This window comes from Alkalicoccobacillus porphyridii (assembly GCF_007293315.1).
In the GTDB taxonomy this organism is placed as follows: Bacteria; Bacillota; Bacilli; order Bacillales; family Bacillaceae_D; genus Alkalicoccobacillus; species Alkalicoccobacillus porphyridii.
This window is the reverse complement of sequence record NZ_VLXZ01000001.1, coordinates 180,455-204,729: the sequence shown is the minus strand read 5'-3', so window position 1 is coordinate 204,729 and position 24,275 is coordinate 180,455. Positions and strand designations below refer to the sequence as shown.

The following is a 24,275-nucleotide window of genomic DNA, read 5'->3' as shown; positions in this document are numbered from 1 at the left end:
TTACACTTCGCTGGTTTATGCAATAGAGCCGAACCATTATGTCATCAAACACATAATGGTTCGGCTCTACTTATCATCTCCTCAGCTTTGAGTCTGTTGCTGCTCATGATCCTTCATAAGTCTTGTATATAATTGATCTATTTCTGCCATGCTTAATTCAAATAAGTGGCGATTTTTTAATTTAAAGACTCCAAGTTCAATAATACGTGCGATGAGGTGGTCTCGACGATCAGAGTCAGGTGAAAGTTGTTGATTCATCTAGAATCCTCTCCATAATTTATTTTAATGTCGCTTTAGTGAAATTAATTTGGATATCAGTGAACGGGTTTGTCCGTTGAATTCAAATCGATAAAGACAAAACACATAAGTTGGCTCAAAGATAGGCTGCTTATGTGTTAACAAAGTAAAATCTTCCTTTCCTTGAGCAAACCATTGTACCTTTACTCTTTTTGTTGAACCATCAGAAAAACCTACAACGGCTTTTTCTGGCATGATCCAGGTGTTTTCTTGTTGGTATTCAGGTTTCTTGTCTATCATAAGCTGTAAAGGAATGGTTGTTATGTCTTGGATACAGTCCATGATTAACCCATAAGAGCCTGAGTCCCAGAATCTTATTACATCTTTTTTTGATTGAAGGGTCCAAACAAATGAAGGCCCTCCCTCAAATGAAAAAATCCGATCAAATTGGTTCATTCTTCTACTCACTTTGTAGTTTAAAGCTGCGTGTGTTTGCGCAAGTGTGTCCTTGACAAACCTAGTTGACAAGTAGTTTTTGGACCACTTATAAGGTGTATATAGTAGGCTAACACCTATAGCCGGGTTTTGTTTTCTAACTTTTAATAAGACTTGAGGATCGAAGCTTTGAATATGTACCCGGCCCTCCATTTTCAGCGAAGTAATCATTTTGAGCAAATCCTCCACCGTGTCTCTTTCCTTCACTTCAAGTAAAAGCAATGGATGAGCATTCTTGAAATATTTTAAAAAGTACTCTACATCAATGATTGGGTGTATCTTTTTTAATTGTTGAAAAGTATACGCTGAAACCGGACCTTTACTTGAGGTTGTGCGGTTGATTGTTGTATCGTGAAAAAGTATTAACCGATCATCCTTCGTTCTGCGAATATCTGTTTCAAGTACATCTGCACCTAGCTTCAACGCTCTTTCAAAAGAATCAAGAGTATTTTCAGCTGCCAGCTGTGGAGCACCTCGATGTGCGATGACGATCGGCTTAGCTAATATGTGAAGGCGCTCATACGCACTGATTAGCTTTGAACTATAATCACCATTTTCAACGAGGATAGCATTTACACCTGCGCGAACTAAATGGTGAAGGTCTGTAGTGTCTCTACCCTCACTCCAAACAGTAAAAGCGTGTTTATGAAAATGGATGAGATTATCAACGGCGTCTCTTGGTTTAAGCATGATAGAGCGAATACCCGTACGATTCATAGTGGCAATTAAATCTTCTGCTTTAGCTTCTGTATTGTTACAGATCCAAATGCGTTCTTTCACACAAAGTAAACGACGATAACCTTGAAGAGTAGTTAAATTGCTTGAAAGAACAAGCACTTGAATATCTAAGTAGGAGGACATATATTGGTCGAGTAGGTCGACTTGCTCATCACTTTCTACTATGATGGCCACAACGGTTATTTTTGACAGTATAAAATGTCGCTCAGCAGATGTCATACCCTGTAAGATGGATATTGGGAAAAGTACATTGACAGAACGGTGTTTAATCGTTTTTAATTGATCTGGATTGTTTATCATCAAAATACTACTTGGATTGTAGCTTTTTATGTTAGTAGATAAATGATTAAATGTATTTGTGTCTTTTCGATCTCGCATAGTTTGATTTATACCCCTTTCTTTTGGGTAACAAACCTTAACCATCCTTTTATAAGTAGGATGCGTTCAAAGAGAGCATAATATGATTCATGAGGGAGTCTTTAATGAAAAATAGGTCGCTGTTAAGTCTTAGTATCGTTTTATTTAGTTTATTTATTTTACTCACTTTCACATATGAATTACCTTTCTTTCAGGCCATTGATCTTTATTTAATGGAAGGGATTCCTTCATTACGACTAGATTGGGTTACTAGCATCATGTTTTTTTTAGCTTGGTTAGGTAGTGTCAAAGTAATAGCTGTGCTTACATTATGCTTGATCGTACTGCTTGTATGGAGGGAGCGAAGCCTTTCTCCTGTCGTTATTCCTGCCGTTGTAATGGGAGGAACAGCTGTTTTAAATAATCTATCTAAGCAGCTGATTAATCGCGCTAGACCTGATTTTCTACCGTTGCTCGATCAGCCTGGCTTCAGCTTTCCAAGTGGCCACACGATGGCAGCTGTATCATTATGTGGAGTGATCATCTATTTAGTTTATTTACATATGAAACATTCTGTTGCACGGGTGGTGGTGATAATTACATTCATCGGAATTCCAATTCTTATGGGAGTTAGTCGAATTTATCTTGGTGTTCATTTCTTTACAGATATTGTAGGAGGCATGTTATTAAGTGTCTCGTGGCTACTATTTTCAGTTGTGATTGTTAATCAATTTATTCTTAAAAAGGTGTAAATCATTTAGCACTAGTAAGATAGAGTAAATGCTTATCTGTAAATGACATCGATGTGAAGAAGTAGAGGATGGAAGATGTGTTGCTCCGTCGACTGCCGCTCCCGATAATCGGGGCACTTACCTGAGGAAAGGTTATGAGCTAACCCGACTCCGTCGATTTATCTCATAGAATCTTTATATCGAGGTCACTGAAAAAGTCATGTAAGAATGAGCTGAATGGCGCCGCTACAGGAGAACCCTACGCTTTCCGCGGGAACGGCCTCAGCCCTCGAAGCGGAAAACCGCCACTTCGATGTCTTCAGACGCATTCTGTTCCGCAGGAGTCTTCGGTTTCTCCTTCCGCTAACGTTTTGACTTAAACAATTGATGAAATTTCCTAGTCTTAGAAAGATCGTTTTTCAGTGGCCTCCTTTTAATCCCGCAAGTGTTGGCCCCCATTTTCGTCCACCTATTTAGATAGGTATTGCAATCAATAGTTACACAGTAATTAGATCTTTACCCAAAATAAATAAACCACGTGATCTCGCTATAAAGAGATCACGTGGTTTATTTATTGTAGATAAGGGTATTAAGATGAGTAATTAGACTTACTTTGTGAGGGGGTCTTATTTCTTAGGAATTAAATCAAAAATTTCCCCGCTTTCGAAAAGCTCTGTTACCTCGGATAACCATTTGTAGTAATTCTCCGCATGGTCAAGTTTCTTTAAATCGGTATTAATTCTCTCATTTGAGGAGGAACTAGCTTTGAAGTGCTCATTATTCTTTAAGTGAAGGAGGGTATCTCGCATTTGATGGACAGCTAATAGGTTATCTTCTACAGAGGTTTTCCATCTCTTCACAAAAACTGTCGAAAAGGACTTATACCAGTCATCGACAGGCTGATACAAATCTTTACGTACACCTTTTTTCCAGGTTTTATCCACCATATCAGCTTCCATTAAGACTCTGATACCTGTACTCATACTTGTTTTGCTCATACCGAGTGATTGACTCATCTCATCCAATGTTAATGGATGTTCAGCAAATAAAACGGTTCCATATAAACGCCCGATTGACTCAGAGATGCCATAATGATGCATATTTTGAGCAAGCTCCTGGATAAAAATCTCTCGAGCTTGCTCGATCTGATCACATTCACCTGATGGACGGTTTTCCATGTTTAGTGACCTCCTTCATTCTTACCAACTAAAGTGTAGCAGATAAGATAGGACGGAAGAACTGTTTAATAGGAGACGATTACAGAGGATACGGAAGGATTTAAAAGGATAACTAACTTTAAAAGCGTACAGTTTAAACTGTACATAAAATACAATCGATATGTCCAATATATGAAAATTGCTCAATTTATTTTTAAACTGTATAGTTAAAAAGTTGAATAATAACAGGATGATGACAAATGAGGTGATTAGTCTATGGCTAAAATTAAAGTTGAAGGGCTGACAAAAGTGTTTGGGAAAAAGCCTAAACGTGCTTTAGACTTACTTGCAGAAAAAAAAAGCAAGGATGAAATATTAAAAGAAACAGGAATGACTGTAGGGGTCAACCAAGCAAGCTTTGAGGTACAAGATGGAGAGATCTTTGTCATTATGGGTCTTTCGGGAAGTGGAAAATCAACGATTGTAAGATTATTAAATCGTTTGATTGAACCCACAACTGGTAGTGTCATGATTGATGGTGAAGATTTGGCAGCGATGGATGATAAAAAGCTAAGAGAAGCCCGTCGTAAAAAAATGAGTATGGTGTTTCAGAAGTTCGGTTTATTTCCGAACCGTACCATTTTAGAAAACGTAGAGTATGGTCTTGAGGTGCAAGGTGTACCTAAAGGAAAAAGAAGAGAAACAGCGACAACTTCGTTAAATTTAGTTGGACTAAAAGGCTATGAATCTAGTTATCCTAGTCAGTTATCTGGTGGGATGCAGCAGCGTGTTGGTCTTGCTAGGGCTCTTGCCAATGACCCGGACGTTCTTTTAATGGATGAAGCATTCTCGGCATTAGATCCTTTAATCCGAAAAGACATGCAGGATGAGCTACTAGATCTTCAGGAGACCATGCAAAAGACCATTATCTTCATTACTCATGACTTAGATGAAGCATTACGCATTGGAGATCGCATCATGATTATGAAGGACGGAGCCATTGTACAAATTGGTTCACCGGAAGAAATTCTTCAAAATCCTAAAAATGATTATGTTGAGAAGTTCGTTGAAGATGTGGATCGTTCAAAGGTATTTACAGCGGAGAACGTGATGATCCGCCCGGAAACAGTTAATTATGAGAAGGATGGACCTCGTGTGGCATTACAACGCATGAAGGATGCAGGCATTTCCAGTATTTTTGTAACAAAGCGTAATAAAGAATTAGTAGGCATTGTACATGCTAAGGAAGTAGCAGATCTAATTAAATCGGGACAAAACTCTATCGAATCCATTATTAAAAATGATTTGATTCGAGTAACACCGGAGACGACATTGTCAGATCTGTTTGAACAGGTCTCTACAAGTCCAGTTCCACTAGCCGTAGTAAATGATAATAAATTAAGAGGCATTATTGTAAGAGGAGCCGTACTGGGTGCTCTGTCTGGAAGCGAGGTTGATTTTAATGGATATACTACCACGACTACCACTAGCTGACTGGATTGATGCGTTAGTTGAATGGATAAGAGGGGCAAGCGGATTTTTTACTGGTATTCGTAATTTTATCGGCTGGAGTGTGGATACAATAGGGGATGTCTTATCTCTTCCACCATCATGGCTATTAATATTAATTATAGTAATTGGCACATTTTTTCTGCATAAGCGGAAGTGGGGACTTGCATTATTTGTCCTTATTGGTTTACTCCTTATTGATAATTTAGATTACTGGAGTCAAATGATTGATACATTGTCCCTTGTATTAACGGCAGGACTTATCTCTATTATTATAGGTATTCCACTAGGTATTTGGATGGCCAAAAGTAGTATTGTGGAAAGCATTGTTAAACCAATTCTTGACTTTATGCAGACGATGCCAGCGTTTGTTTACTTAATACCGGCTGTTGCATTCTTTGGAATTGGAATGGTTCCTGGCGTAGTCGCATCTGTTATTTTTGCAATGCCACCTACCGTTCGATTAACGAACTTAGGGATTCGCCAAGTATCCACAGAATTAGTGGAAGCAGCAGATGCATTTGGTTCTACAGGAGCACAAAAGCTCTTTAAAGTAGAATTACCTATGGCTAAAGGAACGATCATGGCTGGTGTAAACCAGAGTATTATGCTTGCTCTTTCCATGGTTGTTATTGCTGCAATGATTGGTGCCCGCGGACTTGGGCAATCCGTTTACACAGCGGTTGGTCAGAACAATGTGGGTGTAGGATTTGAAGCAGGGATAGCGATCGTTATTGTGGCCATTATCTTAGACCGTACAACGCAAATCTTTAATAGTCAGACAAACCAAGGACATTAATTGATTCAATGAATCAGTTAAAATATATAAAGATAAAAGGAGAGGTTCAATTATGAAAATGGACGCAAAGAAATTAGGTATGGCAGTAGGATTAACTTCTATTCTTGCTCTTGCAGCTTGTGGAGACGGTGGAGACACTGCAGCTGGAGATGATTCTAATGGCGAAAGCGTAGATGCATCTGACCTTAGAGAAATCACTGGAATTGATGGTGGAGCAGGAATAATGGCTGCTACTGAAACAGCGATTGACACATACGGTTTAGATCTTGGACTACAAGTAAGCTCTGGGGCCGCAATGACAGAAGCTTTAGGTAACGCCATTGCTAATGAAGAAGCAATTGTTGTAACTGGTTGGACCCCACATTGGAAATTTGGTGCATATGACTTAAAATATCTAGATGATCCAGAAGGCGTTTACGGTGGTGAAGAGAGCATTCATACCTTTACTCGCGAAGGGTTAGCAGAGGATGCGCCAGAGGCTAACGCAGTACTAGATAATTTCTATTGGACAGAAGACGATATGAATGCTGTAATGGTTGACATTCAGGAAGGCATGGATCCGGAAGAAGCTGCGGCGAATTGGGTTGATGAAAATGCTGATCTTGTTTCTGAGTGGACCGATGGAGTAGATCAAGTAAACGGTGAGAGTGTTTCTCTTGCGTATGTTTCATGGGATTCTGAAATAGCTTCTACAAACGTTGTAAAAACAGTACTTGAATCTGTTGGTTATGATGTAGAGCTTTCATCAATGGAAAGTGCATTCATGTGGACAGCCATTGCAGAGGGTGAACAGGATGCAATGGTAGCAGGATGGTTACCAGCAACTCATGAAGCGTATTATGAAGATTACAAGGATCAAATCGTTGATCTTGGAGTAAACTTTGAAGGTGCGAAGATTGGATTAGTTGTTCCAACATACATGGAAGATGTAAATTCTATTGAAGACTTGAAATAATCTTACATGAGGGAGAAACGGACATTCTATGTTCGTTTCTTTTTTTGATTTAGAGTCAAGATAGTTATGATTGTGAAAAAAGAGAAAGATAGAAACAATGAACTGTAGTATAATTCATTCGTTCCCTTATAATTAACGCAGATACTTTTAGGAGTGAATGACGTGTTTACCGACCTTATTATAAATAATTCTTTACTTATGATTGTTTTGGTTATAGGTATTGCATTATGTTTACGATATATCATAAAAAAAACAAAACGAAAAAAATATGATGTTTCTAAAATTACATTAAAGGACATTGATTTAATGTCTGGTCACGACTTTGAAGATTATCTGCAGGTACTGTTTGCGGTAAATGGCTATGACACCTTTGTAACAAAAAAGAGTCGGGATTACGGAGCAGATATGCTGTATGTGAATGATCAAGATCAAAAAATCATTGTACAGGCAAAACGATATCAAGCAAAGCTGGGTTTAGGATCCGTACAAGAAATTCATGCAGCAAAAAGCTTTTACCAAACAGACATGGCTTTGGTCATTACATCAGCTGAGGATGTCACTGATTCTTGTTGGAAGCTCGCAGCAGCTACAGGTGTTGTTTTTTTACTGAGGGAAGAACTAGAACGTATCATTAAATATACGAAGCAGGGTGATGTTGAGAGGGCTAGGGAAGTCATAGATCATCCTCTACAACCGGAACCACCAAAAAACGCGGAGCTATTAGAGCCGTTACATATATCTCGAGGAAAAATTCAAGCTGGAGAGTATTTCTATAAGAAGTGAGCAAAGAAATAAATCTAACACATAATAATAAGAGAAGAGGTTTAATACTGCTCTAGTTATATAGACTCTGGTTGTGTAAATCTATTATATACTTGATGCCTGCCACTCATCAAGCGGACGAGAAATGGAGGGACGGCACCTGCGGGATGAACAGGAGGCTACTGAAAAAGTCATGTAAGAATGAGCTGAATGGCGCCGCTACAGGAGAACCCTACGCTTTCCGCGGGAACGGCCTCAGCCCTCGAAGTGGAAAACCACCACTTCAATGTCTTCAGACGCGTTCTGTTCCGCAGGAGTCTACGGGTTCTCCTTCCGCTAACTTTCTAACTTAAATAATTGAAGAACGTTCGCCGTTTTATAAAGATCGTTTTTCAGTGACCTCGATAAAAAGGTTCATTGAGATAAGATGGCAGAGCCAGATTAGCTCAGGTACTCCCTTGGTAAGTGTGCTCCCATTTTCGGTAGCTACAGCGAAGAACCAACACTCAGATCCGCTCCAATTCCTTCATTTACTTATGCATGCAAAGTGTATTTCTATAGTTACATCCACTATCATTCATTTTCATACAGTAAAAAAGCGGAACAATGAATGGAGAGACTCCAACATTGTTCCGCTTTTCTAATAGTTTTAATACTTATGTTCTAACCACTTTGTGTATATAAATAAATTTTATTTCGCCAAGGCCCCTGGACGACTAATTTTATCACCGATTTTCGCAATGACTGATTCAAGAGAGTGCTGATCCTGTAATAGGTCATACTCATTAATATTGATCTTTAGAACAGGACAGGCATCGAACTCAGCAATCCATTTTTGATAGCGTCCATACATCTCTTCCCAATAAGAAAGAGGTGTTTGCTTTTCCATCTCTCGCCCACGTTGTTGGATACGATTAAGAATATCCTCAAGGCTGCCATCGAGGTAAATTAATAGATTCGGATGAGGGAAGTAAGGTGTCATGACCATCGCATCAAACAGACTTTTATATGTTGTATAATCTACCTCAGACATTGTGCCTTTATCGGCATGCATCTTCGCAAAAATACCTGTATCCTCATAGATGGAACGATCCTGAATGAAATTACCTCCTTGCTCGAACATTAGCTTCTGCTCTTTAAAGCGCTCCGCTAAAAAGTAGATCTGTAAATGAAAGCTCCAACGCTCAAAATCAGCGTAGAACTTGTCCAAATAAGGGTTATTGTCTACTTTTTCAAAAGAGGTACGGAAACCTAACTCTGAGGCAAGTGCCTTTGTTAAGGTAGATTTTCCAACGCCAACCGTACCCGCGACTGTAATTAATGCATGATCAGGAATTTGATATTTCTCTCTTAGGTTCAATGGTAGTACTCCTTCTATTATGTAGTTTCTCGAACTAATTGGTATATGTATTCAAGGTCATTTGATCTTTCCACAAAGTCAAATTGATCACCGTCAATTTTAATAATTGGAACATGCGGATACATTGCCGCCATAGATGATATCGCCTCTTCATAGTCGAACATTAATTGTTTTAAATACTCTGGATCAATCTGCTTTTCAATGCTTCGCCCCCGTTGATTAATACGTTTTAATAACGTAGGAAGGCTAGCGTGAAGGTAGATGATGGCCGTTGGTTCAGGGACACCCTCGGTTAAAATATTGTAGATACGGATGTACTTATCAAGCTGCTCCTTTGGCAATGTGCGACGAGCAAAAATTAGGTTCTTAAAAATATGGTAGTCAGCAACAATAGGTACGCCAACCTGAAGCTTTTCAGCGGTGTCACCAAGCTGCTTATAGCGATTGCATAGAAAAAACATTTCCGTTTGAAAGCTCCATTCCTCAATATTCTCATAAAACTTACCGAGAAATGGATTCTCTTCAACGATTTCTGTAAGACTAGCAAAGCCAAATTCGGCTGCTAGTAATTTAGTCAGGGTGGTTTTACCCACCCCTATAGGTCCTTCAACAACTAAAAATGGTGTGTGTTCTGACATGATGACTCCCCTTATAGCGTGTAATCAAGTATTAAAAAACTTTTGTAGTCCAATCCTCGCAATTCCAGATATCTGTCACCAAGCCTTCATAGAATTCCGGTTCGTGGCATATGATTAGCACGGAACCTTTATATTCCTGCAACGCTTTTTTTAACTCAGCTTTAGCATCAACATCGAGGTGATTGGTGGGCTCATCAAGGATAAGAATATTGGTTTCTCTGTTCATAAGTTTACATAAACGAACTTTTGCTTTCTCTCCACCACTTAACACTTTTATTTTGCTTTCAATGTGCTTGGTCGTTAAGCCACATCTAGCTAAAGACGCGCGTACTTCCTGCTGAGTAAAAGACGGGAAGGTGTCCCATATTTCCTCGATACATGTCTTATTTGAATCCTGTACCTCTTGCTCAAAATATCCAATTTCCTGATAATCACCACGGATGACCTTTCCTTCAAGAGGATCAATTAATCCTAGCAGGCTTTTAAGCAATGTAGTCTTTCCGATCCCATTGGCTCCAGTTAAGGCAATCTTTGAGTTACGGATCATTTCGAGATCAAGAGGTCTTGTTAATGGTTCATCGTAGCCAATGACTAGATCTTTCGCTTCAAATACATACTTAGAGGGTGTCCTTGCCGTATGGAAATGAAAGTCCGGCTTTGGCTTTTCTTTTGCAAGCTCAATGACATCCATTTTATCAAGTTTCTTTTGTCTAGACATCGCCATGTTTCGAGTAGAGACTCTTGCTTTATTTCTTGCAACAAAATCCTTCAGCTGAGAAATTTCCTGTTGCTGGCGCTTAAAGGCTGCCTCAAGCTGCTGTTTCTTCACTTCATGAACCTCTAAAAAGTGATTGTAATCCCCAACATAGCGATTAAGCTCCTGATTCTCCATGTGATAGATTAAGTTCACCACCCGATTTAAAAACGGGATGTCATGCGAGATGAGGATAAAGGCGTTATCATACTCCTGTAAATAACGGGTTAGCCACGTAATATGCTGCTCATCGAGATAGTTTGTAGGCTCATCTAAAAGCAGGATGTCTGGCTTTTCCAGTAAAAGCTTGGCTAAGAGCACCTTTGTCCGTTGTCCGCCACTTAAGTCGGTTACATCCTTATCCAGACCAATTTCATCGAGGCCAAGACCACGAGCGATCTCCTCAACCTTTGTATCAACAATATAAAAATCATTGTTTGTTAATGTGTCTTGGATGACGCCAACATCTTCTAATAGCTTCTCCAGCTTATCTGCATCCACTTCACCCATCTTTTCATAAAGGGCATTCATTTGTGCTTCCATATCAAAGAGGTATTGAAAGGCGCTTTTCAGAACATCTCGTATCGTTAAGCCTTTCTGAAGGGCGGTGTGCTGATCCAAATAGCCAACCCTCACATTTTTAGACCACTCTACCTTGCCCTCATCAGGCATTAAGGTACCTGTAATAATATTCATAAACGTGGATTTACCTTCACCGTTTGCGCCAATTAGCCCAATATGTTCGCCTTTTAATAGACGGAAGGAGACATCCTGAAAAATAGCCCGGTCACCAAAACCGTGGCTTAATTTACTAACTGATAAAATGCTCATTTAAACACCCTGCTTTGCTAAAATCTGATTATATTATTTTACCATACTTATGAGCTTGAGTCAGAAGGCATAATATGCACATTGTCCTAATTTATTTGAAGTTGAATAAACTACGCCGAGTTTCAACACAATCCTTCGTACCCGTAATCACCGCCTGAACAGCATCTGAATGCCGCTCCGCCAGAAAACCTTCGCTTTTCGTGGGAACGGCCTCAGCCCTTGAAATGGAAAACGACCCTTTTATGTCTTCAGACGGGTTCTATCGAAGTTACTGAAAAAGTCATGTAAGTATGAGCTAAATAGCGCCGCTACAGGAGAACCCTACGCTTTCCGCGGGAACGGCCTCAGCCCTCGAAGTGGAAAACCACCACTTCGATGTCTTCAGACACGTTCTGTTCCGCAGGAGTCTACGGGTTCTCCTTCCGCTAATGTTCTGACCTTAAACAATTAAAGTTAAAGAACGTTCGCAGTCTTTTTAGTGGACTCTTCTATCCCGCAGGAGTCTCAGATTTCTGGCTCAGCTGGTTGAGTTTTCTCTCAAATAACAACCTAGTAATTAGTGTAGTTGAGCACATCAGCCATCTGATTTTTTCTGTGAGTTTATGCACTTTTACAGCGGACGGAATGGGACCGACTCCTGGGGGATTATACCAGGCACCACTGAAGAAGAGATATTTTAATTAAAATGAATCTTATTACAAATCAAAAACATCCTTGATTTCCTTAAATGAGAATGATGGTCATTTGTTTAATCCTAAACAAGAGCGTAGGTTTCTCCTGTAGCGAGGCATGAGCTCATTTTTAAACGACTTTTTCCCGCCCACGGGTGCGTGCCTTATTCCGTGGACGACGTTTCAATAGGTCGAAAGCTTCGTAAGCTTTTGGATGGAGTACAGTGCACGTAGCCATAATGCTTCATCCTTATACTCCTCATAATCTGCCGTAAATTGACCATCCTGGTTGTTCCAAATACGGTGGAAATATTCTCGGATATCATTCGCTATGTCTGCATCGGCATCAGACTGAAGGTACAGGTTGGTCTCCAGATTTAAATCCTCAAGATTACGTCGTGTGAAATTAGCGGAACCGTTTAAGATCCGGGCATTATATGTGGAATCGACAAATAGAAGCTTTGGATGATACTGCTCTTTCTCGGTTTCATACCAACGTATTTGCAGATTTGAATTCGCTTCCTGCAATAATCGATACGCTACCGGTTTATTAGGCAATCCAATTTTTTGGTTTCCAAAGGATTCAATGTTTTGATCTAACACAATCTGAACGGAAACGCCTCTATGTGCAGCTTCAACTAACGCGTCACAAATCAGGGATTCTGATAAATAAAGCATCCCCATCCAAATGGTATCACCTTGTTCAGCCTCGTTTATCATAGATAAAGCTTTTTTATGAATTTTACTCTCTGTTAAGACTTGTCCATAAATGTCTGTGTGGGCTTCGTCTGTTTGTGATAAGGAATTTGGTATTAATGTACGATTGGCAGAATAGTTAGCTACAGCTTCTTCTGTTAAGAGGAGATCCCATACTAATTCCCCCTTAAAAGCAATCGCAGTATTATTATGATAGGCGCTTGCATTATGAGGGTTTCCTGAAGTGATTAAGCCCTCATTCTCCGTTACTACTACTTTTCGATGGTTAGCTTTTCCGTTCAAAGATCCAAAATATGAATGGAGATTTACATCATGGCCATTTGACCCTAATGGGTTGGGAAGCCAGTTACCCCACTTTAGAGTGTCCCAACGTAAAAACATTTTATAATAGCTTGCGAATAAAGGATTAGAATCCCTTAGAGTCGTCAAGTCACTAATAATAACTGGTATGTCCTCATCTTGAAGCTCAGCAAGGTAATCAGGTTCAAATGCCCCATACATTGTATTTACTGGATCTGTAATAACCGTAATTTCCATGTCAGGATTGCTTTGTTTTTTCTGAATAAGTACAGCTGTCATTTCTTCAGCTAAGGCAGGGAAGCTCTCTTCTTCTTGATATATATTATTAAATAAAAACATATCAAATACGATCCAGTCATCTGCTTCCTGAATCATTTGTTTGATGTATTCAAATATATCTTGTTCTAGTATTTGCTCATCCATTTGCTGATGAGTAATGTCACTGAGAAATACAGGGTCATACACCGGCTTTAATTCACTTTCGTAGGAAATATTTGTATGAGGTAGCGGGCGGTTCACACCATGTATAATGTTACCGATATAAATGAATAGAAAAGCGAGGATAAAAAGTAGTGCTGCATACTTTTTATTAAATAGTTTTCCTGACATGTCATTCTCCTTTTTATTACTTTATCTGAGATTACCATTCCTTAAAAGCCTGAGTTCTAAACAATTGTTTTTAAACTATGCAGCATGTAAAATGAGTAGCAATTACATAGTTAAAAAATTCGTCGAACGAAACCTTGATGAATAAAAAGGAAAAGCCAAACTTTTTATCGAATTAGAGTTATGGATTTTCTCTAACAGCTTTTGGTTTTGTTAGACGGAAAGAAGGAGTGTCAGGATGCATCAGTTTGATGAGGTTATTGAAAGAAAAGGAACAAATTCATTAAAGTGGGATGGAGTAGTAAAAAGATACGGAGCCGATGAATTGATACCGCTTTGGGTGGCAGACATGGATTTCAAAGCTCCTCAACCAGTACTTGATGCACTTACAGAACGAGTACAGCAAGGTGTGTTTGGTTACATCACTCCTTCTTCTTCCGTGAATGAATCCATTGTTAATTGGGCAAGGCGTAGGTATGAATGGGAGATTAGTGAAAAATGGTTGATCCACACAGTTGGTATCGTCCCAACAATTAGTAATATCATTAAGTCGTTTACCGATCTTGGAGATGAAATCGTCATCCAAACCCCAGTTTACTATCCATTTTATGACGTAATTAAATTGAATGACCGCTCAGTTCTAAGAAACCCACTTCAACAAGATGAAACAACAGGCCAATTTAAAATGGATTTAGAGCAACTTGAAGCTTCAATTACAGAAAGAACAAAGATGCTACTGTTTTGTCATCCTCATAATCCTGGTGGCAGAGTGTGGTCCAAGCAGGAGTTGGAAGCATTAGCGGCTGTCTGCAAGAAGTATGATTTACTGGTGATTTCTGATGAGATTCATGCTGATTTATTATACGACGGGTATCAACATATTCCGCTTGCCTCCATTAATGAAGATATGGCTGAACGAACATTCACATGTATGGCTCCAACAAAAACATTTAATTTAGCAGGAATTATTGCTTCATATATTGTTGTGAAGGATAATAAACTTCGCCTGCAGTTAAGACGATTTTTAGAGAGTACATTCATGAATAGCCAGAATGCGTTCGCCGAGTTAGCAACTGAAACAGCGTATAACAAAGGAGAAGAGTGGCTAGAAGAGCTGATGAAGTATATACAAGAAAATTACCGGTTTGCCGCTCAATTTATCAGAGAGAATATGCCTAAAATCAACGTAATTAAGCCACAGGGAACGTATCTGCTTTGGCTGGATTTTAATGAGATTCCTTTAACATCGGAGCAACGAAAAAAATGGTTAGTTGAAGAGGCGAGAGTAGCTCTTAACCATGGTCCGACGTTTGGAAGAGAAGCAGAAAACTTTGAACGCCTTAACTTAGCATGTCCAAAAGCGACATTAGAAGAAGGGCTAAATCGAATGAAACAAGCTTATCTCAAAAGCAAATTCTAAAATAGGAGTGTGTGTCGGAGGGATAATGGATAATTTAAATAATGATATGTTGGTGGAAGCGTATGTAAAAGCAAAAGAGCTGGATTTAAATGAAGACTTTATCATGCTTCTTCATCAAGAGCTTGTCGATCGTCATTTACTGCATAAGTTGGACTCATATTATGCGACTCCGACCATTTAACGAAAAAAACAGAAAAGTTAAAGCAGGAATCTGGGTATGTAAGTTGAAGTTACATGTTAACCAAAAAGTCATATCGTCCACATTTATGAATATAAGTTGATGGAGAGGATGGCGTAATTAGTCGCGATGCTTAACTATTAAGTTCTTATAGAAATGGGGCATTACACATGACATGTATAAATCACTTATATGAAGAACTGGTTAACGATTTCAAATCTAAGCTGCAAAGAGATTTGACACCAGAAGAGAAGAAGTTTCTAAAGTGGGTCGAACAAAAACAAATCGAGACACTATTTAAGGACGTTAAAAGTTCTTAGTGTCTGTCGTACGAGCAGGGTTTCCATCATTGGAAGCTGCTGCTTTTTTTTCGCCAAAAAAGGCCACAGATTTACTTCGGATGTTCACTGTGGTTAAATATAAGTAACTAATTTGTTACGGGAGGTGCTTTGTGAAGACTTTTAAATTGTATGCGTTGTACTTGTTAGCTGGAGATAATGAAACGATTAGACAGGAAGCCATTCCGCTTACAGATGGGTTGATTATTAATATGGAAAACAGTGAACGAACATGGTTTATCGATGCCGTGGTTCCTAAGGAATTTAAGACTTTTTTTGAAGGGGAACAACAAGCCAATCGTCATGTTTTTTTAAATGTAATTATTACAAGCAAAGATAATCATCCGGCAGCTATGATTACAAGTATTGAGACAATTACTGAGTTGAGTGAAGGCTATAGTATTGTTTTCAAAGGGCGCATTGTACTTGGGCGTGATGATGTATTGGAGGATGTTCTGGAAGACCTTCTTTCAGATGGGCATTCTACGGAGAGTTTGCTTGAGCGGTTTAAACAGCGTACAGAAAACCTTGATTCCTATTCAGACAAGACATTAAATGAAGTGTATAAGGATCTTAAAGAAAGCGGAAAATACGTTCTGCTTTAAAGAAGATGACCGAAGCTGGTGAAGATTCATTTCTCGCCAGCTTCTTTTTTTTATGTTGTGAATAGAGTCCCGAGTTTATTTTATACTAAGACTAATAACAGAGAGTTTAAGGGGGGAGAGAGGTGAAACAAAAGAATATATGGGGAATTGGATCCATTGCATCGATTCCCCTTGTGATGACGTTAGGTAATTCAATGCTGATCCCCGTCCTTCCTACAATCGAAAAAAAATTAGGGATCAGTTCTTTACAAGTTAGTTTACTCATCACTGTGTATTCCATCGTAGCGATTTTGTGCATTCCAATCGCTGGCTACTTATCTGATCACATAGGAAGAAAACAAGTGATTATCCCAAGTTTAATTTTGGCTGCGGCGGGAGGAACCTTGGCTGGTGTGGCCGCATGGCGTTTTGATTCCCCCTATTTCTGGATATTAGCAGGAAGGCTACTACAAGGGATTGGCGCGGCAGGTGCTGCTCCTATTGCCTTTCCCTTAGTTGGGGATTTGTTCACAACAGAAAAAGAAGTAAGTGCTGGTTTAGGATTAGTTGAGACATCCAATACCTTTGGTAAGGTAATTAGTCCGATCCTTGGAGCTATACTTGCTTCAATTATTTGGTACCTTCCTTTTTTCTCTTTTCCTATTTTTTGTTTTATTTCTATCCTCCTGCTTATCTTTTTTGTTCACATCCAACCCAGCCAAAAAAAACCACAAAAATTCAAAGCGTTTATTAAATCAATTAAGGAAATTTTTAAACGAGAAGGTCGCTGGCTTTTTATTGTCTTTTTTATTGGTGGTTTATGTATGTACTTGATTTTCGGGCTATTATTTTATTTGTCCACTCATTTAGAGAAGCAATATGGTATCCAGGATATAAAAAAGGGAGTCGTTTTGGCTTTTCCTCTGGCTGCGCTATGCCTTTCTTCTTATTTGTCAGGGAAACTGATTGGTCAAGATAAAATGAAAATGAAATGGTATACAGTGTTCGGCTTAGCCCTGCTTACAATATCAATCATGTGGATTTCCTTATCAGAGGATATCTATGTCCTCCTGACGGCTTTATTTCTTGCTGGATTAGGTATTGGAGCAGCATTACCAAGCTTAGATGCTTTTGTGACAGAGGGTATTAGACAAGAACAACGAGGGTCTATCACCTCTTTATACAGCAGTATGCGATTTGTTGGCGTGGCACTTGGCCCACCTGTTTTTGCTGCACTCGCTCAGTTTAACCATTTTGTTATTTTCTTTTCTCATGCGCTTTTTTGTTTGATATCCCTGCTTCTAACAATTGTGATGATTAAGCCAGAAAAGCCAATTAAGAGTAACTGGAGCTAAGGTAAGGAAGAAACTAAACCATTATCCTCCCTCTATTTCTTTACATCGATGTAATTTCCAAATAAGCATGGACTCTATCGGAGCTGAGCATAGAAATAAGCGTCTATAAGGGGTATACTGCTATAAAAAGCAGGAATGGGGGATTAGAGTGCACACGTTTTTAGATTATTATAAGCGAGAGGTGCAATTGTCCTTTGAGGATCACCCTTTTTCAGCTAACCCTATGCATGTGTGGGTGATATGTCGGTATAGAAATCAGTGGCTGTTAACCAATCATAAAAAGCGTGGCTTGGAGTTTCCTGGGGGGAAAGTTGAAAAAAGTGAAAAGGCTGAACAGGCAGCCTGTAGGGAGGTACTAGAGGAAACAGGAGCGGACATAAGCAGTCTTCGATATATTGGACAATATCAGATTCCTACAGAACAGATTTGTAAAAATATCTATTATGCAGAAATACATACTTTAGAAACAAAAGAAGACTATTTAGAAACAGATGGGCCCGTTTGTGTCAGCCATTTTCCGAAGAATTTGCGTCAAGATGAGCATTATAGCTTTATTATGAAAGATCATGTTCTTACTCACTGTCTTTCGTACATAGATACACAAGGGTTGATCTAGGAGGGGGCGTACGTGCTTATTAACAAACAACGTATCCCTTCTCCCCACCCCGATATTCGTTTATTTTTGTTAACATATTTGAGTGATGGGTTAAGAGTTAAGGGATATCTAGCAGAGCCTGCATGGAGTCAATCACTGCCAGGCTTAGTTTATCTTAGAGGCGGAATAAAAAATGTAGGCATGGTAAGGGTCCAACGCATCATCCAATGGGCATCAGAGGGATTTGTTGTCTTAGCTCCATTTTACCGGGGGAACAAGGGTGGCGAAGGAAATGAAGATTTTGCTGGGAAGGATCGTGAGGATGGTATAAGTGCGGTTGATCTACTAAAGACGATCCCCACTTTTGATTCGGAGCAGGGGATTCATCTCATCGGATTTTCAAGAGGTGGGGTCATGGCGTTTTGGGCTGCGATTGCTAGAGAAGAGGTAGCAACAGTTACTAGCTGGAATGGCGTCACTGATATGTTTCTGACCTATGAGGAGCGTGTCGATCTCCGGCGAATGCTTAAACGAGTCATCGGTGGTACACCTAACAAGGTTCCCGAATCCTATGATTGGCGAACCCCACTCTCTAAGTTGCCTACATTAAACGCTTCAGTCCTATTGATTCACGGTGTATTAGATGAACATGTATCAATAGAGCATGCGTACGCTGTAGAAAAGGTTTTACGCGCATCTGAGTTGCCTGTAGAATCGTGGTATTTTAACAACTTTCATCATCAGTTTCCTATCAAAGAGCAGCAGAAGGTTCTCCATAACGCAGCAGAATGGATGAAGAGCCAGGTGAAGGGTTATTAGAGCACGGGACATAAGTGTTTTCATCTCAAGAAGACCCGAGTGGTTATGTTAATTAACATAACCGCTCGGGTCTTTTTTGTTGAAGCAGGAAAGGTGGCTGGCTACGATTTGAGGTCAATCGACGTATCCAGTGTTAGAGCAGGTACTCCCGTGGAAAGCGTGCCCCCATTTTCGGGAGCGGCGACGAAGCAGCCAAACTCTGTTACCCTTCCAATTCTTCTTAGATCACCTAATAGCATTTCAGCAGTATGACTCAGGATCTACTTTGGACCAGCTTGAAGAATGTCTTCAGCTATTCCTTCAAATTTAGCGAAATTTTGTTTGAATTTGCTTGCTAGTTCTACCGCTTTTTCTTCGTATGCATTTACATTTTCCCATGTAGTACGTGGTTGCAGCACGGCATCAGGTACTCCAGGGCATTGTTTTGGGATGTCCAACCCGAAAATGGGATCTTGAATCGTTTCAATTTCTATTAGCTCTCCATTTAAAGCTGCACTCACCATAGAACGAGTATAGTGTAAGTCTATTCTTTGCCCAGTCCCATAAGGACCTCCCGACCAACCTGTATTAACAAGATACACATTCACATCATGCTTTTTGATTAGATTTCCGAGCATTTCGGCGTAGTGATAGGCTGGTAACGGAAGAAAAGGTGCACCGAAACATGTCGAGAAGGTTGCTTCTGGTTCAGTTACGCCACGTTCTGTACCTGCTAGCTTACTTGTGTAGCCGGATAAAAAATGATACATAGCCTGCTCTGGGCGTAGCTTGCTGATAGGAGGCAGAACACCAAAAGCATCTGCAGTTAAGAAAATAATGGTAGTGGGGTGTCCAGCAACACTTGGCTCTAAAGCATTTGGAATATAATGTAGAGGATAAGCAGCTCGCGTATTCTCTGTTAATGAGACATTATGATAATCAGGCTCTCCATTTTCATCTGAGACTGAAACATTTTCTAATACCGTACCAAATTTAATCGCATTCCAGATCTGCGGCTCTTTATCCTCTGTTAGTCCTACACACTTTGCATAGCAACCGCCCTCTATATTAAAGATGCCATCTTCAGACCAGGCATGTTCATCATCTCCAATTAAGAGACGATCGGGAGAAGCAGATAATGTTGTCTTACCGGTACCAGATAATCCAAAAAATAAAGCTACTTCTCCAGTTGAACTTGTATTTCCTGAGCAATGCATGGTTAGTACCTCTTCTTCTACCGGAAGCAGATAATTCATAATAGAAAAGATTGACTTTTTCATCTCACCTGCGTATTCTGTTCCGCCAATTAGTATAACCCTTTCTTCAAATGAGATGATGACAAAAGCTTCAGAGTGAGTACCATCTACTTTAGGATCTGCCTTAAAGCTGGGAGCTGAGACAATGGTAAAAGGCTCTTTACTCAGTGATTGATCGCTGTTGTCTGGTCGTATAAATAATTGTCTAGCAAAAATCTGGTGCCATGCAAACTCATTAATGATATGGATCGGTAAACGAAAGGACTGGTCTGCACCTGCATACCCACGTGAGGCAAACAGCTCTTTTTTCTCATGCAGATGGGCTAAAACCTTTTTATATAAAGCTGTAAATACAGGCTTCTCAATAGGTTGATTCACCTTTCCCCAATCAATCCTATCCGCAACCGAACGTTCTTTTACAATAAACTTATCATTAGGTGAACGACCAGTATACGCTCCGGTTTCAACACTGAGAGCTCCAGATGATGTCAGCTTGCCTTCTCCTCGCTCGAGAGAACGTTCTACCAGTTGGGCAATGGATAAATCGTGTTTTGTCGCTGTTCTGGACAAAAGTTGTTCTAAGTGAACAGGAATGTTCATTGTTTTCATGATACTAATCTCCTCTCGAATGGGCTAATTATAATCTATTTAATGCTAATTAGTATAACACATTTAGTTTAATAGTCTATACTTTTTGTGTGGCATATGTCTGTGATTAAACCATTGTCTTGTTGACTTTTCACATCCTGTGTTATATACTTTTTCGCGAACGGATCTTATCGAAGAGCCGGCGGAGGGACAGGCCCAGCGAAGCCCAGCAACCACCATATAGGATATGGAAAGGTGCTAACCTGCAAGGCATTGCCTTGAACGATAAGAGGTTAAAGGACAACATTTCAACCCTTTTCCTCAGAACAGAGGGATAGGGTTTTTTATTGCGTATTTTTAATCTCAATCTAATCAAACAGGCAGATAAGAGAAGGATTAGACTGATTTGGAAGGGTGATTTTAGAATGGCAGAATTAAAAAGTAGACAACTATTTACATCAGAGTCAGTAACAGAGGGACATCCAGACAAGATTTGTGACCAAATCTCTGATGCGATTTTAGATGAGATTTTGAAGAAGGACCCAAATGCACGGGTGGCATGTGAAACATCTGTGACAACCGGATTAGTACTTGTAGCAGGAGAGATTACAACAAGTACATACGTGGATATTCCTCGTGTTGTTCGTGATACGATCAAAGGTATTGGCTATACTCGTGCAAAATATGGCTTTGATGCAGAAACTTGCGCAGTGCTTGTATCTATTGATGAGCAGTCAGCTGACATTGCACAAGGGGTAGACCAAGCACTTGAAGCACGTGAAGGGCAAATGACTGAGGAAGAAATTGAAGCAATTGGAGCAGGAGACCAAGGTCTAATGTTTGGCTTTGCAACCAATGAAACCGAAGAGCTTATGCCCTTACCTATTTCATTAAGTCACAAATTGGCTCGTCGTCTTGCTGAAGTTCGCAAAGAAGAGATCATTGACTACTTAAGACCTGATGCAAAAACACAGGTAACGGTAGAATATGACGAACATGGCAAGCCAGCAAGAGTTGATACGATCGTTATTTCGACTCAACATCATCCAGAAACGACGCTTGAGCAAATACAGGCAGATTTAAAAACACATGTTATTAACCAGGTTGTACCGTCCAATCTCATTGATGAAAAGACAAAATACTTTATTAATCCAACTGGGCGTTTTGTAATTGGCGGACCTCAGGGGGATGCGGGATTAACAGGTCGTAAGATTATTGTTGATACGTACGGCGGATACGCTAGACATGGTGGTGGCGCCTTCTCAGGTAAAGATGCTACAAAGGTTGACCGCTCTGGTGCGTATGCGGCACGTTATGTGGCAAAGAATATCGTTGCTGCAGGACTTGCTGATAAAGCAGAGGTTCAGCTTGCTTATGCGATTGGTGTGGCTCAACCCGTATCAATTGCAGTAGATACCTTTGGTACAGGTAAAGTAACGGAAGAAAACCTAGTAAAGCTTATTCGTCAGAACTTTGACCTACGCCCTGCTGGCATCATTCGTATGCTAGACCTTCGCCGTCCAATCTATAAACAAACAGCAGCATACGGGCATTTTGGCCGTACAGATGTATCTCTTCCTTGGGAGGAAACAGATAAAGCAGCAGTGTTAAAGGAACAAGCAGAGCTTAAATCTATATAACATAACATAAAAAAACTCGATTCTCTTATAAGGGGAACCGAGTTTTTTTAGTGGTTACTTTGAATCTGTCTTCATTTGTTTGTAGATTTGACCTTTCTCCACATACTCACGACGGATACGTTCCATATCCGCCTTATCTTCATCATTTAGATCTCTAACCACCTTTGCAGGACGCCCAAATGCAAGCGTATGAGGAGGAATTTGTTTACCAGGAGGAACCAAACTTCCAGCTCCGATAAACGCACCCTCTCCAATGATTGCACCATCTAAAATAGTGGAACCCATGCCAATGAGGGCGTTTTTTTCAATGGTACAGCTATGAAGCATGGATTGATGGCCAACAGTCACATCATTTTTTATAACTAAAGGAATGCCAGGACTTTGATGAAGCATGGATTGATCTTGTATGTTAACCCTTTCGCCAATTCGCGTAGGAGATACATCGCCACGAATTACCGTTTGAAACCATATACTTGATTGCTCCCCAATCACAACATCCCCTGTAATTGTGACGTAATCTGCAACAAATGCACTCTCAGCAATTTGAGGTTTTTTGTTTAGATATGTATAAATCATAACTCCACATCCTTTCAGTCTCGTAAAAAAAACGCTATACTTAATCATAACGTATATATGCAGGTAAAAACACCGAGATTTCATGGGGCAAGGAGTGGGACGATATGTGGAAATGGGAAGTATCTGAGCCAAGGGGAGTAGTTGTTATGGTTCATGGAGCAGGAGAGCACCATGGCCGTTATTATTGGCTCGCAGAAAAATGGAATGAACATGGCTTTGACGTAGTCATGGGAGATCTGCCAGGACAGGGAAAAACTCGAGGCAGGCGTGGCCATATACAAACTTTCCAGCAATATCTTGATAGTGTCGAGGAATGGCTCCATGAAGCAAGAACAAAACAGCTTCCTATTCTATTGTTTGGACACAGTATGGGTGGGTTAATTGCCATTCGTACCGTAATGGAACGAGATAATTCTTTTATTCATGGATTGATATTATCTTCACCTTGTCTAGATCTAAGCCATCCTCTTCCAAAAGCGAAAAAGGCGGCATCTAAAGTGCTTCAACATGTGGCACCGACCTTTAGTGTGAACTCGGGTATCCGTTCCGATCGGGCGACACGTAACCAGGACGTTGTAGAGGCCTACTTACGCGATCCCTTAAAGGTAAGTAAAGTGTCAGCTCGTTGGTATCAAGAGCTAGAAAAAACCATGCGACTCACAAGAAGGTATCCAGAAAAATTCCCTAATATCCCACTGCTTTTGTTACAAGCAGGTGAGGACTATCTCGTGGATAAAGCCGCAAGCCAAGAATGGTTTAATCACTTAATTTTAACCCATAAGTCTTATAAAGAATGGGAAGGCTTTTACCATGAGTTATTTAATGAACCCGAACGAGAGGAAGTCTTTCGACATACGGTAGGGTTCGTTAATCAGCTGTTCCCTTGATGTATAAAGTAATCACAAACAAAAACATTGTCAATTGGACGGGGTTTTTGGTTTGTTTCAGGCATGGGAGGAGGATCGGTCTTGGTGGGCGAGTCATTTCTCTTGGTGTTGAGTTCAAAGTTCTTGGTAAAGCGGATCAGCGCTTGGTAAGAGAGCCGTTTCTCTTGGTATTGAGTTCAAAGTTCTTGGTAAAGCGGATCAGCACTTGGTAAGAGGGCCGTTTCTCTTGGTGTTAAGCTCATAGTTCTTGGTAAGGAGGATCGGTCTTGGTGGGAGAGTCATTTCTCTTGGTATTGAGTTCAAAGCTCTTGGTAAAGCGGATCAGCACTTGGTAAGTGAGCCATTTCTCTTGCTGTTAAGCTCAAAGTTCTTAAAAAAGCAGCCTGGCTCTTGGTGTGAGAGCCAGGCTGCTTGGTTTTCGCTCCAAATCTTTGGAAAAATGC

22 protein-coding genes and 1 riboswitch are annotated in these 24,275 nt (G+C 40.0%); of the genes, 13 read left to right on the top strand and 9 right to left on the bottom strand.

The features are described 5' to 3' along the window. Nucleotides 1-81: 81 nt before the first annotated feature. Nucleotides 82-258 carry a Fur-regulated basic protein FbpA gene (locus FN960_RS00930; protein ID WP_143846497.1) on the bottom strand — a complete coding sequence of 59 codons (177 nt, stop codon included), beginning with the start codon at nucleotides 256-258 and terminating at the stop codon, nucleotides 82-84. 24 nt (nucleotides 259-282) lie between these two features. After that, the gene (locus FN960_RS00925; RefSeq protein ID WP_185970851.1) at nucleotides 283-1,848 is read right to left on the bottom strand and encodes a glycerophosphodiester phosphodiesterase; all 1,566 of its coding nucleotides are present in this window, start codon (nucleotides 1,846-1,848) and stop codon (nucleotides 283-285) included. 104 nt (nucleotides 1,849-1,952) lie between these two features. Between FN960_RS00925 and FN960_RS00920 the strand changes: the two genes are divergently transcribed. Further along, the gene (locus FN960_RS00920; protein ID WP_185970850.1) at nucleotides 1,953-2,579 is read left to right on the top strand and encodes a phosphatase PAP2 family protein; all 627 of its coding nucleotides are present in this window, start codon (nucleotides 1,953-1,955) and stop codon (nucleotides 2,577-2,579) included. Between the two features lie 605 nt (nucleotides 2,580-3,184). On the opposite strand, the gene FN960_RS00915 is transcribed toward FN960_RS00920, so the two are convergent. Continuing rightward, nucleotides 3,185-3,736, bottom strand: a complete 552-nt coding sequence (locus tag FN960_RS00915; RefSeq protein ID WP_143846494.1) for a GbsR/MarR family transcriptional regulator — start codon at nucleotides 3,734-3,736, stop codon at nucleotides 3,185-3,187. A 255-nt stretch (nucleotides 3,737-3,991) separates the two neighbouring features. On the opposite strand from FN960_RS00915, the gene FN960_RS00910 reads away from it, so the two are divergent. The 4 genes from FN960_RS00910 to FN960_RS00895 all read left to right on the top strand — a co-directional run bounded on the left by FN960_RS00910 (nucleotide 3,992) and on the right by FN960_RS00895 (nucleotide 7,761). Next, nucleotides 3,992-5,209, top strand: coding sequence for a quaternary amine ABC transporter ATP-binding protein (locus FN960_RS00910; protein WP_143846493.1), 1,218 nt, complete (start codon nucleotides 3,992-3,994; stop codon nucleotides 5,207-5,209). Then, entirely contained in the window at nucleotides 5,178-6,023 is an 846-nt protein-coding gene (locus FN960_RS00905; protein ID WP_143846492.1) for an ABC transporter permease, read from the top strand. The genes FN960_RS00910 and FN960_RS00905 overlap by 32 nt, the downstream gene beginning before the upstream one ends. A 52-nt stretch (nucleotides 6,024-6,075) precedes the next feature. Continuing rightward, nucleotides 6,076-6,978 carry a glycine betaine ABC transporter substrate-binding protein gene (locus FN960_RS00900; RefSeq protein WP_260681883.1) on the top strand — a complete coding sequence of 301 codons (903 nt, stop codon included), beginning with the start codon at nucleotides 6,076-6,078 and terminating at the stop codon, nucleotides 6,976-6,978. Nucleotides 6,979-7,140: 162 nt separating this feature from the next. Continuing rightward, complete coding sequence (locus FN960_RS00895) at nucleotides 7,141-7,761, top strand: restriction endonuclease (protein WP_143846491.1); 621 nt, start codon at nucleotides 7,141-7,143, stop codon at nucleotides 7,759-7,761. Between the two features lie 670 nt (nucleotides 7,762-8,431). On the opposite strand, the gene FN960_RS00890 is transcribed toward FN960_RS00895, so the two are convergent. From FN960_RS00890 to FN960_RS00875, 4 genes are all read right to left on the bottom strand, one after another. After that, nucleotides 8,432-9,100 carry a deoxynucleoside kinase gene (locus tag FN960_RS00890; protein ID WP_143846490.1) on the bottom strand — a complete coding sequence of 223 codons (669 nt, stop codon included), beginning with the start codon at nucleotides 9,098-9,100 and terminating at the stop codon, nucleotides 8,432-8,434. Nucleotides 9,101-9,117: 17 nt separating this feature from the next. Then, nucleotides 9,118-9,738 (bottom strand): deoxynucleoside kinase, encoded by a 621-nt coding sequence (locus FN960_RS00885; RefSeq protein WP_143846489.1) that lies wholly within the window; start codon nucleotides 9,736-9,738, stop codon nucleotides 9,118-9,120. Nucleotides 9,739-9,769: 31 nt separating this feature from the next. Next, nucleotides 9,770-11,323 (bottom strand): ABC-F family ATP-binding cassette domain-containing protein, encoded by a 1,554-nt coding sequence (locus FN960_RS00880; protein ID WP_143846488.1) that lies wholly within the window; start codon nucleotides 11,321-11,323, stop codon nucleotides 9,770-9,772. A gap of 854 nt (nucleotides 11,324-12,177) precedes the next feature. Further along, a complete protein-coding gene (locus FN960_RS00875; RefSeq protein ID WP_143846487.1) occupies nucleotides 12,178-13,620 on the bottom strand; it encodes a phospholipase D-like domain-containing protein in 1,443 nt (480 codons plus the stop codon). Between the two features lie 235 nt (nucleotides 13,621-13,855). Here FN960_RS00875 and FN960_RS00870 point away from each other — a divergent pair, with 235 nt between their 5' ends. The 6 genes from FN960_RS00870 to FN960_RS00845 all read left to right on the top strand — a co-directional run bounded on the left by FN960_RS00870 (nucleotide 13,856) and on the right by FN960_RS00845 (nucleotide 18,906). Then, complete coding sequence (locus tag FN960_RS00870) at nucleotides 13,856-15,037, top strand: MalY/PatB family protein (RefSeq protein ID WP_143846486.1); 1,182 nt, start codon at nucleotides 13,856-13,858, stop codon at nucleotides 15,035-15,037. A 25-nt stretch (nucleotides 15,038-15,062) separates the two neighbouring features. Then, nucleotides 15,063-15,218: a sporulation histidine kinase inhibitor Sda gene (locus FN960_RS00865; RefSeq protein ID WP_143846485.1), complete on the top strand. Its 156-nt coding sequence runs from the start codon at nucleotides 15,063-15,065 to the stop codon at nucleotides 15,216-15,218. Nucleotides 15,219-15,666: 448 nt separating this feature from the next. Next, a complete protein-coding gene (locus FN960_RS00860) occupies nucleotides 15,667-16,158 on the top strand; it encodes a YwpF-like family protein (protein ID WP_143846484.1) in 492 nt (163 codons plus the stop codon). A 122-nt stretch (nucleotides 16,159-16,280) separates the two neighbouring features. Beyond that, complete coding sequence (locus tag FN960_RS00855) at nucleotides 16,281-17,492, top strand: MFS transporter (RefSeq protein ID WP_143846483.1); 1,212 nt, start codon at nucleotides 16,281-16,283, stop codon at nucleotides 17,490-17,492. A 148-nt stretch (nucleotides 17,493-17,640) separates the two neighbouring features. Further along, the gene (gene ytkD, locus FN960_RS00850; RefSeq protein ID WP_143846482.1) at nucleotides 17,641-18,108 is read left to right on the top strand and encodes an RNA deprotection pyrophosphohydrolase; all 468 of its coding nucleotides are present in this window, start codon (nucleotides 17,641-17,643) and stop codon (nucleotides 18,106-18,108) included. A gap of 12 nt (nucleotides 18,109-18,120) precedes the next feature. Then, a complete protein-coding gene (locus tag FN960_RS00845) occupies nucleotides 18,121-18,906 on the top strand; it encodes an alpha/beta hydrolase family protein (RefSeq protein ID WP_143846481.1) in 786 nt (261 codons plus the stop codon). 260 nt (nucleotides 18,907-19,166) lie between these two features. Here FN960_RS00845 and pckA read toward each other — a convergent pair whose 3' ends face one another. After that, complete coding sequence (pckA, locus tag FN960_RS00840; protein WP_143846480.1) at nucleotides 19,167-20,750, bottom strand: phosphoenolpyruvate carboxykinase (ATP); 1,584 nt, start codon at nucleotides 20,748-20,750, stop codon at nucleotides 19,167-19,169. 164 nt (nucleotides 20,751-20,914) lie between these two features. Beyond that, nucleotides 20,915-21,021, top strand: a riboswitch (SAM riboswitch). 133 nt (nucleotides 21,022-21,154) lie between these two features. On the opposite strand from pckA, the gene metK reads away from it, so the two are divergent. Beyond that, nucleotides 21,155-22,369: a methionine adenosyltransferase gene (metK, locus tag FN960_RS00835; protein WP_143846479.1), complete on the top strand. Its 1,215-nt coding sequence runs from the start codon at nucleotides 21,155-21,157 to the stop codon at nucleotides 22,367-22,369. Nucleotides 22,370-22,423: 54 nt separating this feature from the next. Here metK and FN960_RS00830 read toward each other — a convergent pair whose 3' ends face one another. Continuing rightward, entirely contained in the window at nucleotides 22,424-22,945 is a 522-nt protein-coding gene (locus FN960_RS00830; protein ID WP_143846478.1) for a gamma carbonic anhydrase, read from the bottom strand. 104 nt (nucleotides 22,946-23,049) lie between these two features. Between FN960_RS00830 and FN960_RS00825 the strand changes: the two genes are divergently transcribed. Beyond that, entirely contained in the window at nucleotides 23,050-23,832 is a 783-nt protein-coding gene (locus FN960_RS00825; RefSeq protein ID WP_143846477.1) for an alpha/beta hydrolase, read from the top strand. The last annotated feature ends 443 nt before the right edge of the window (nucleotides 23,833-24,275 follow it).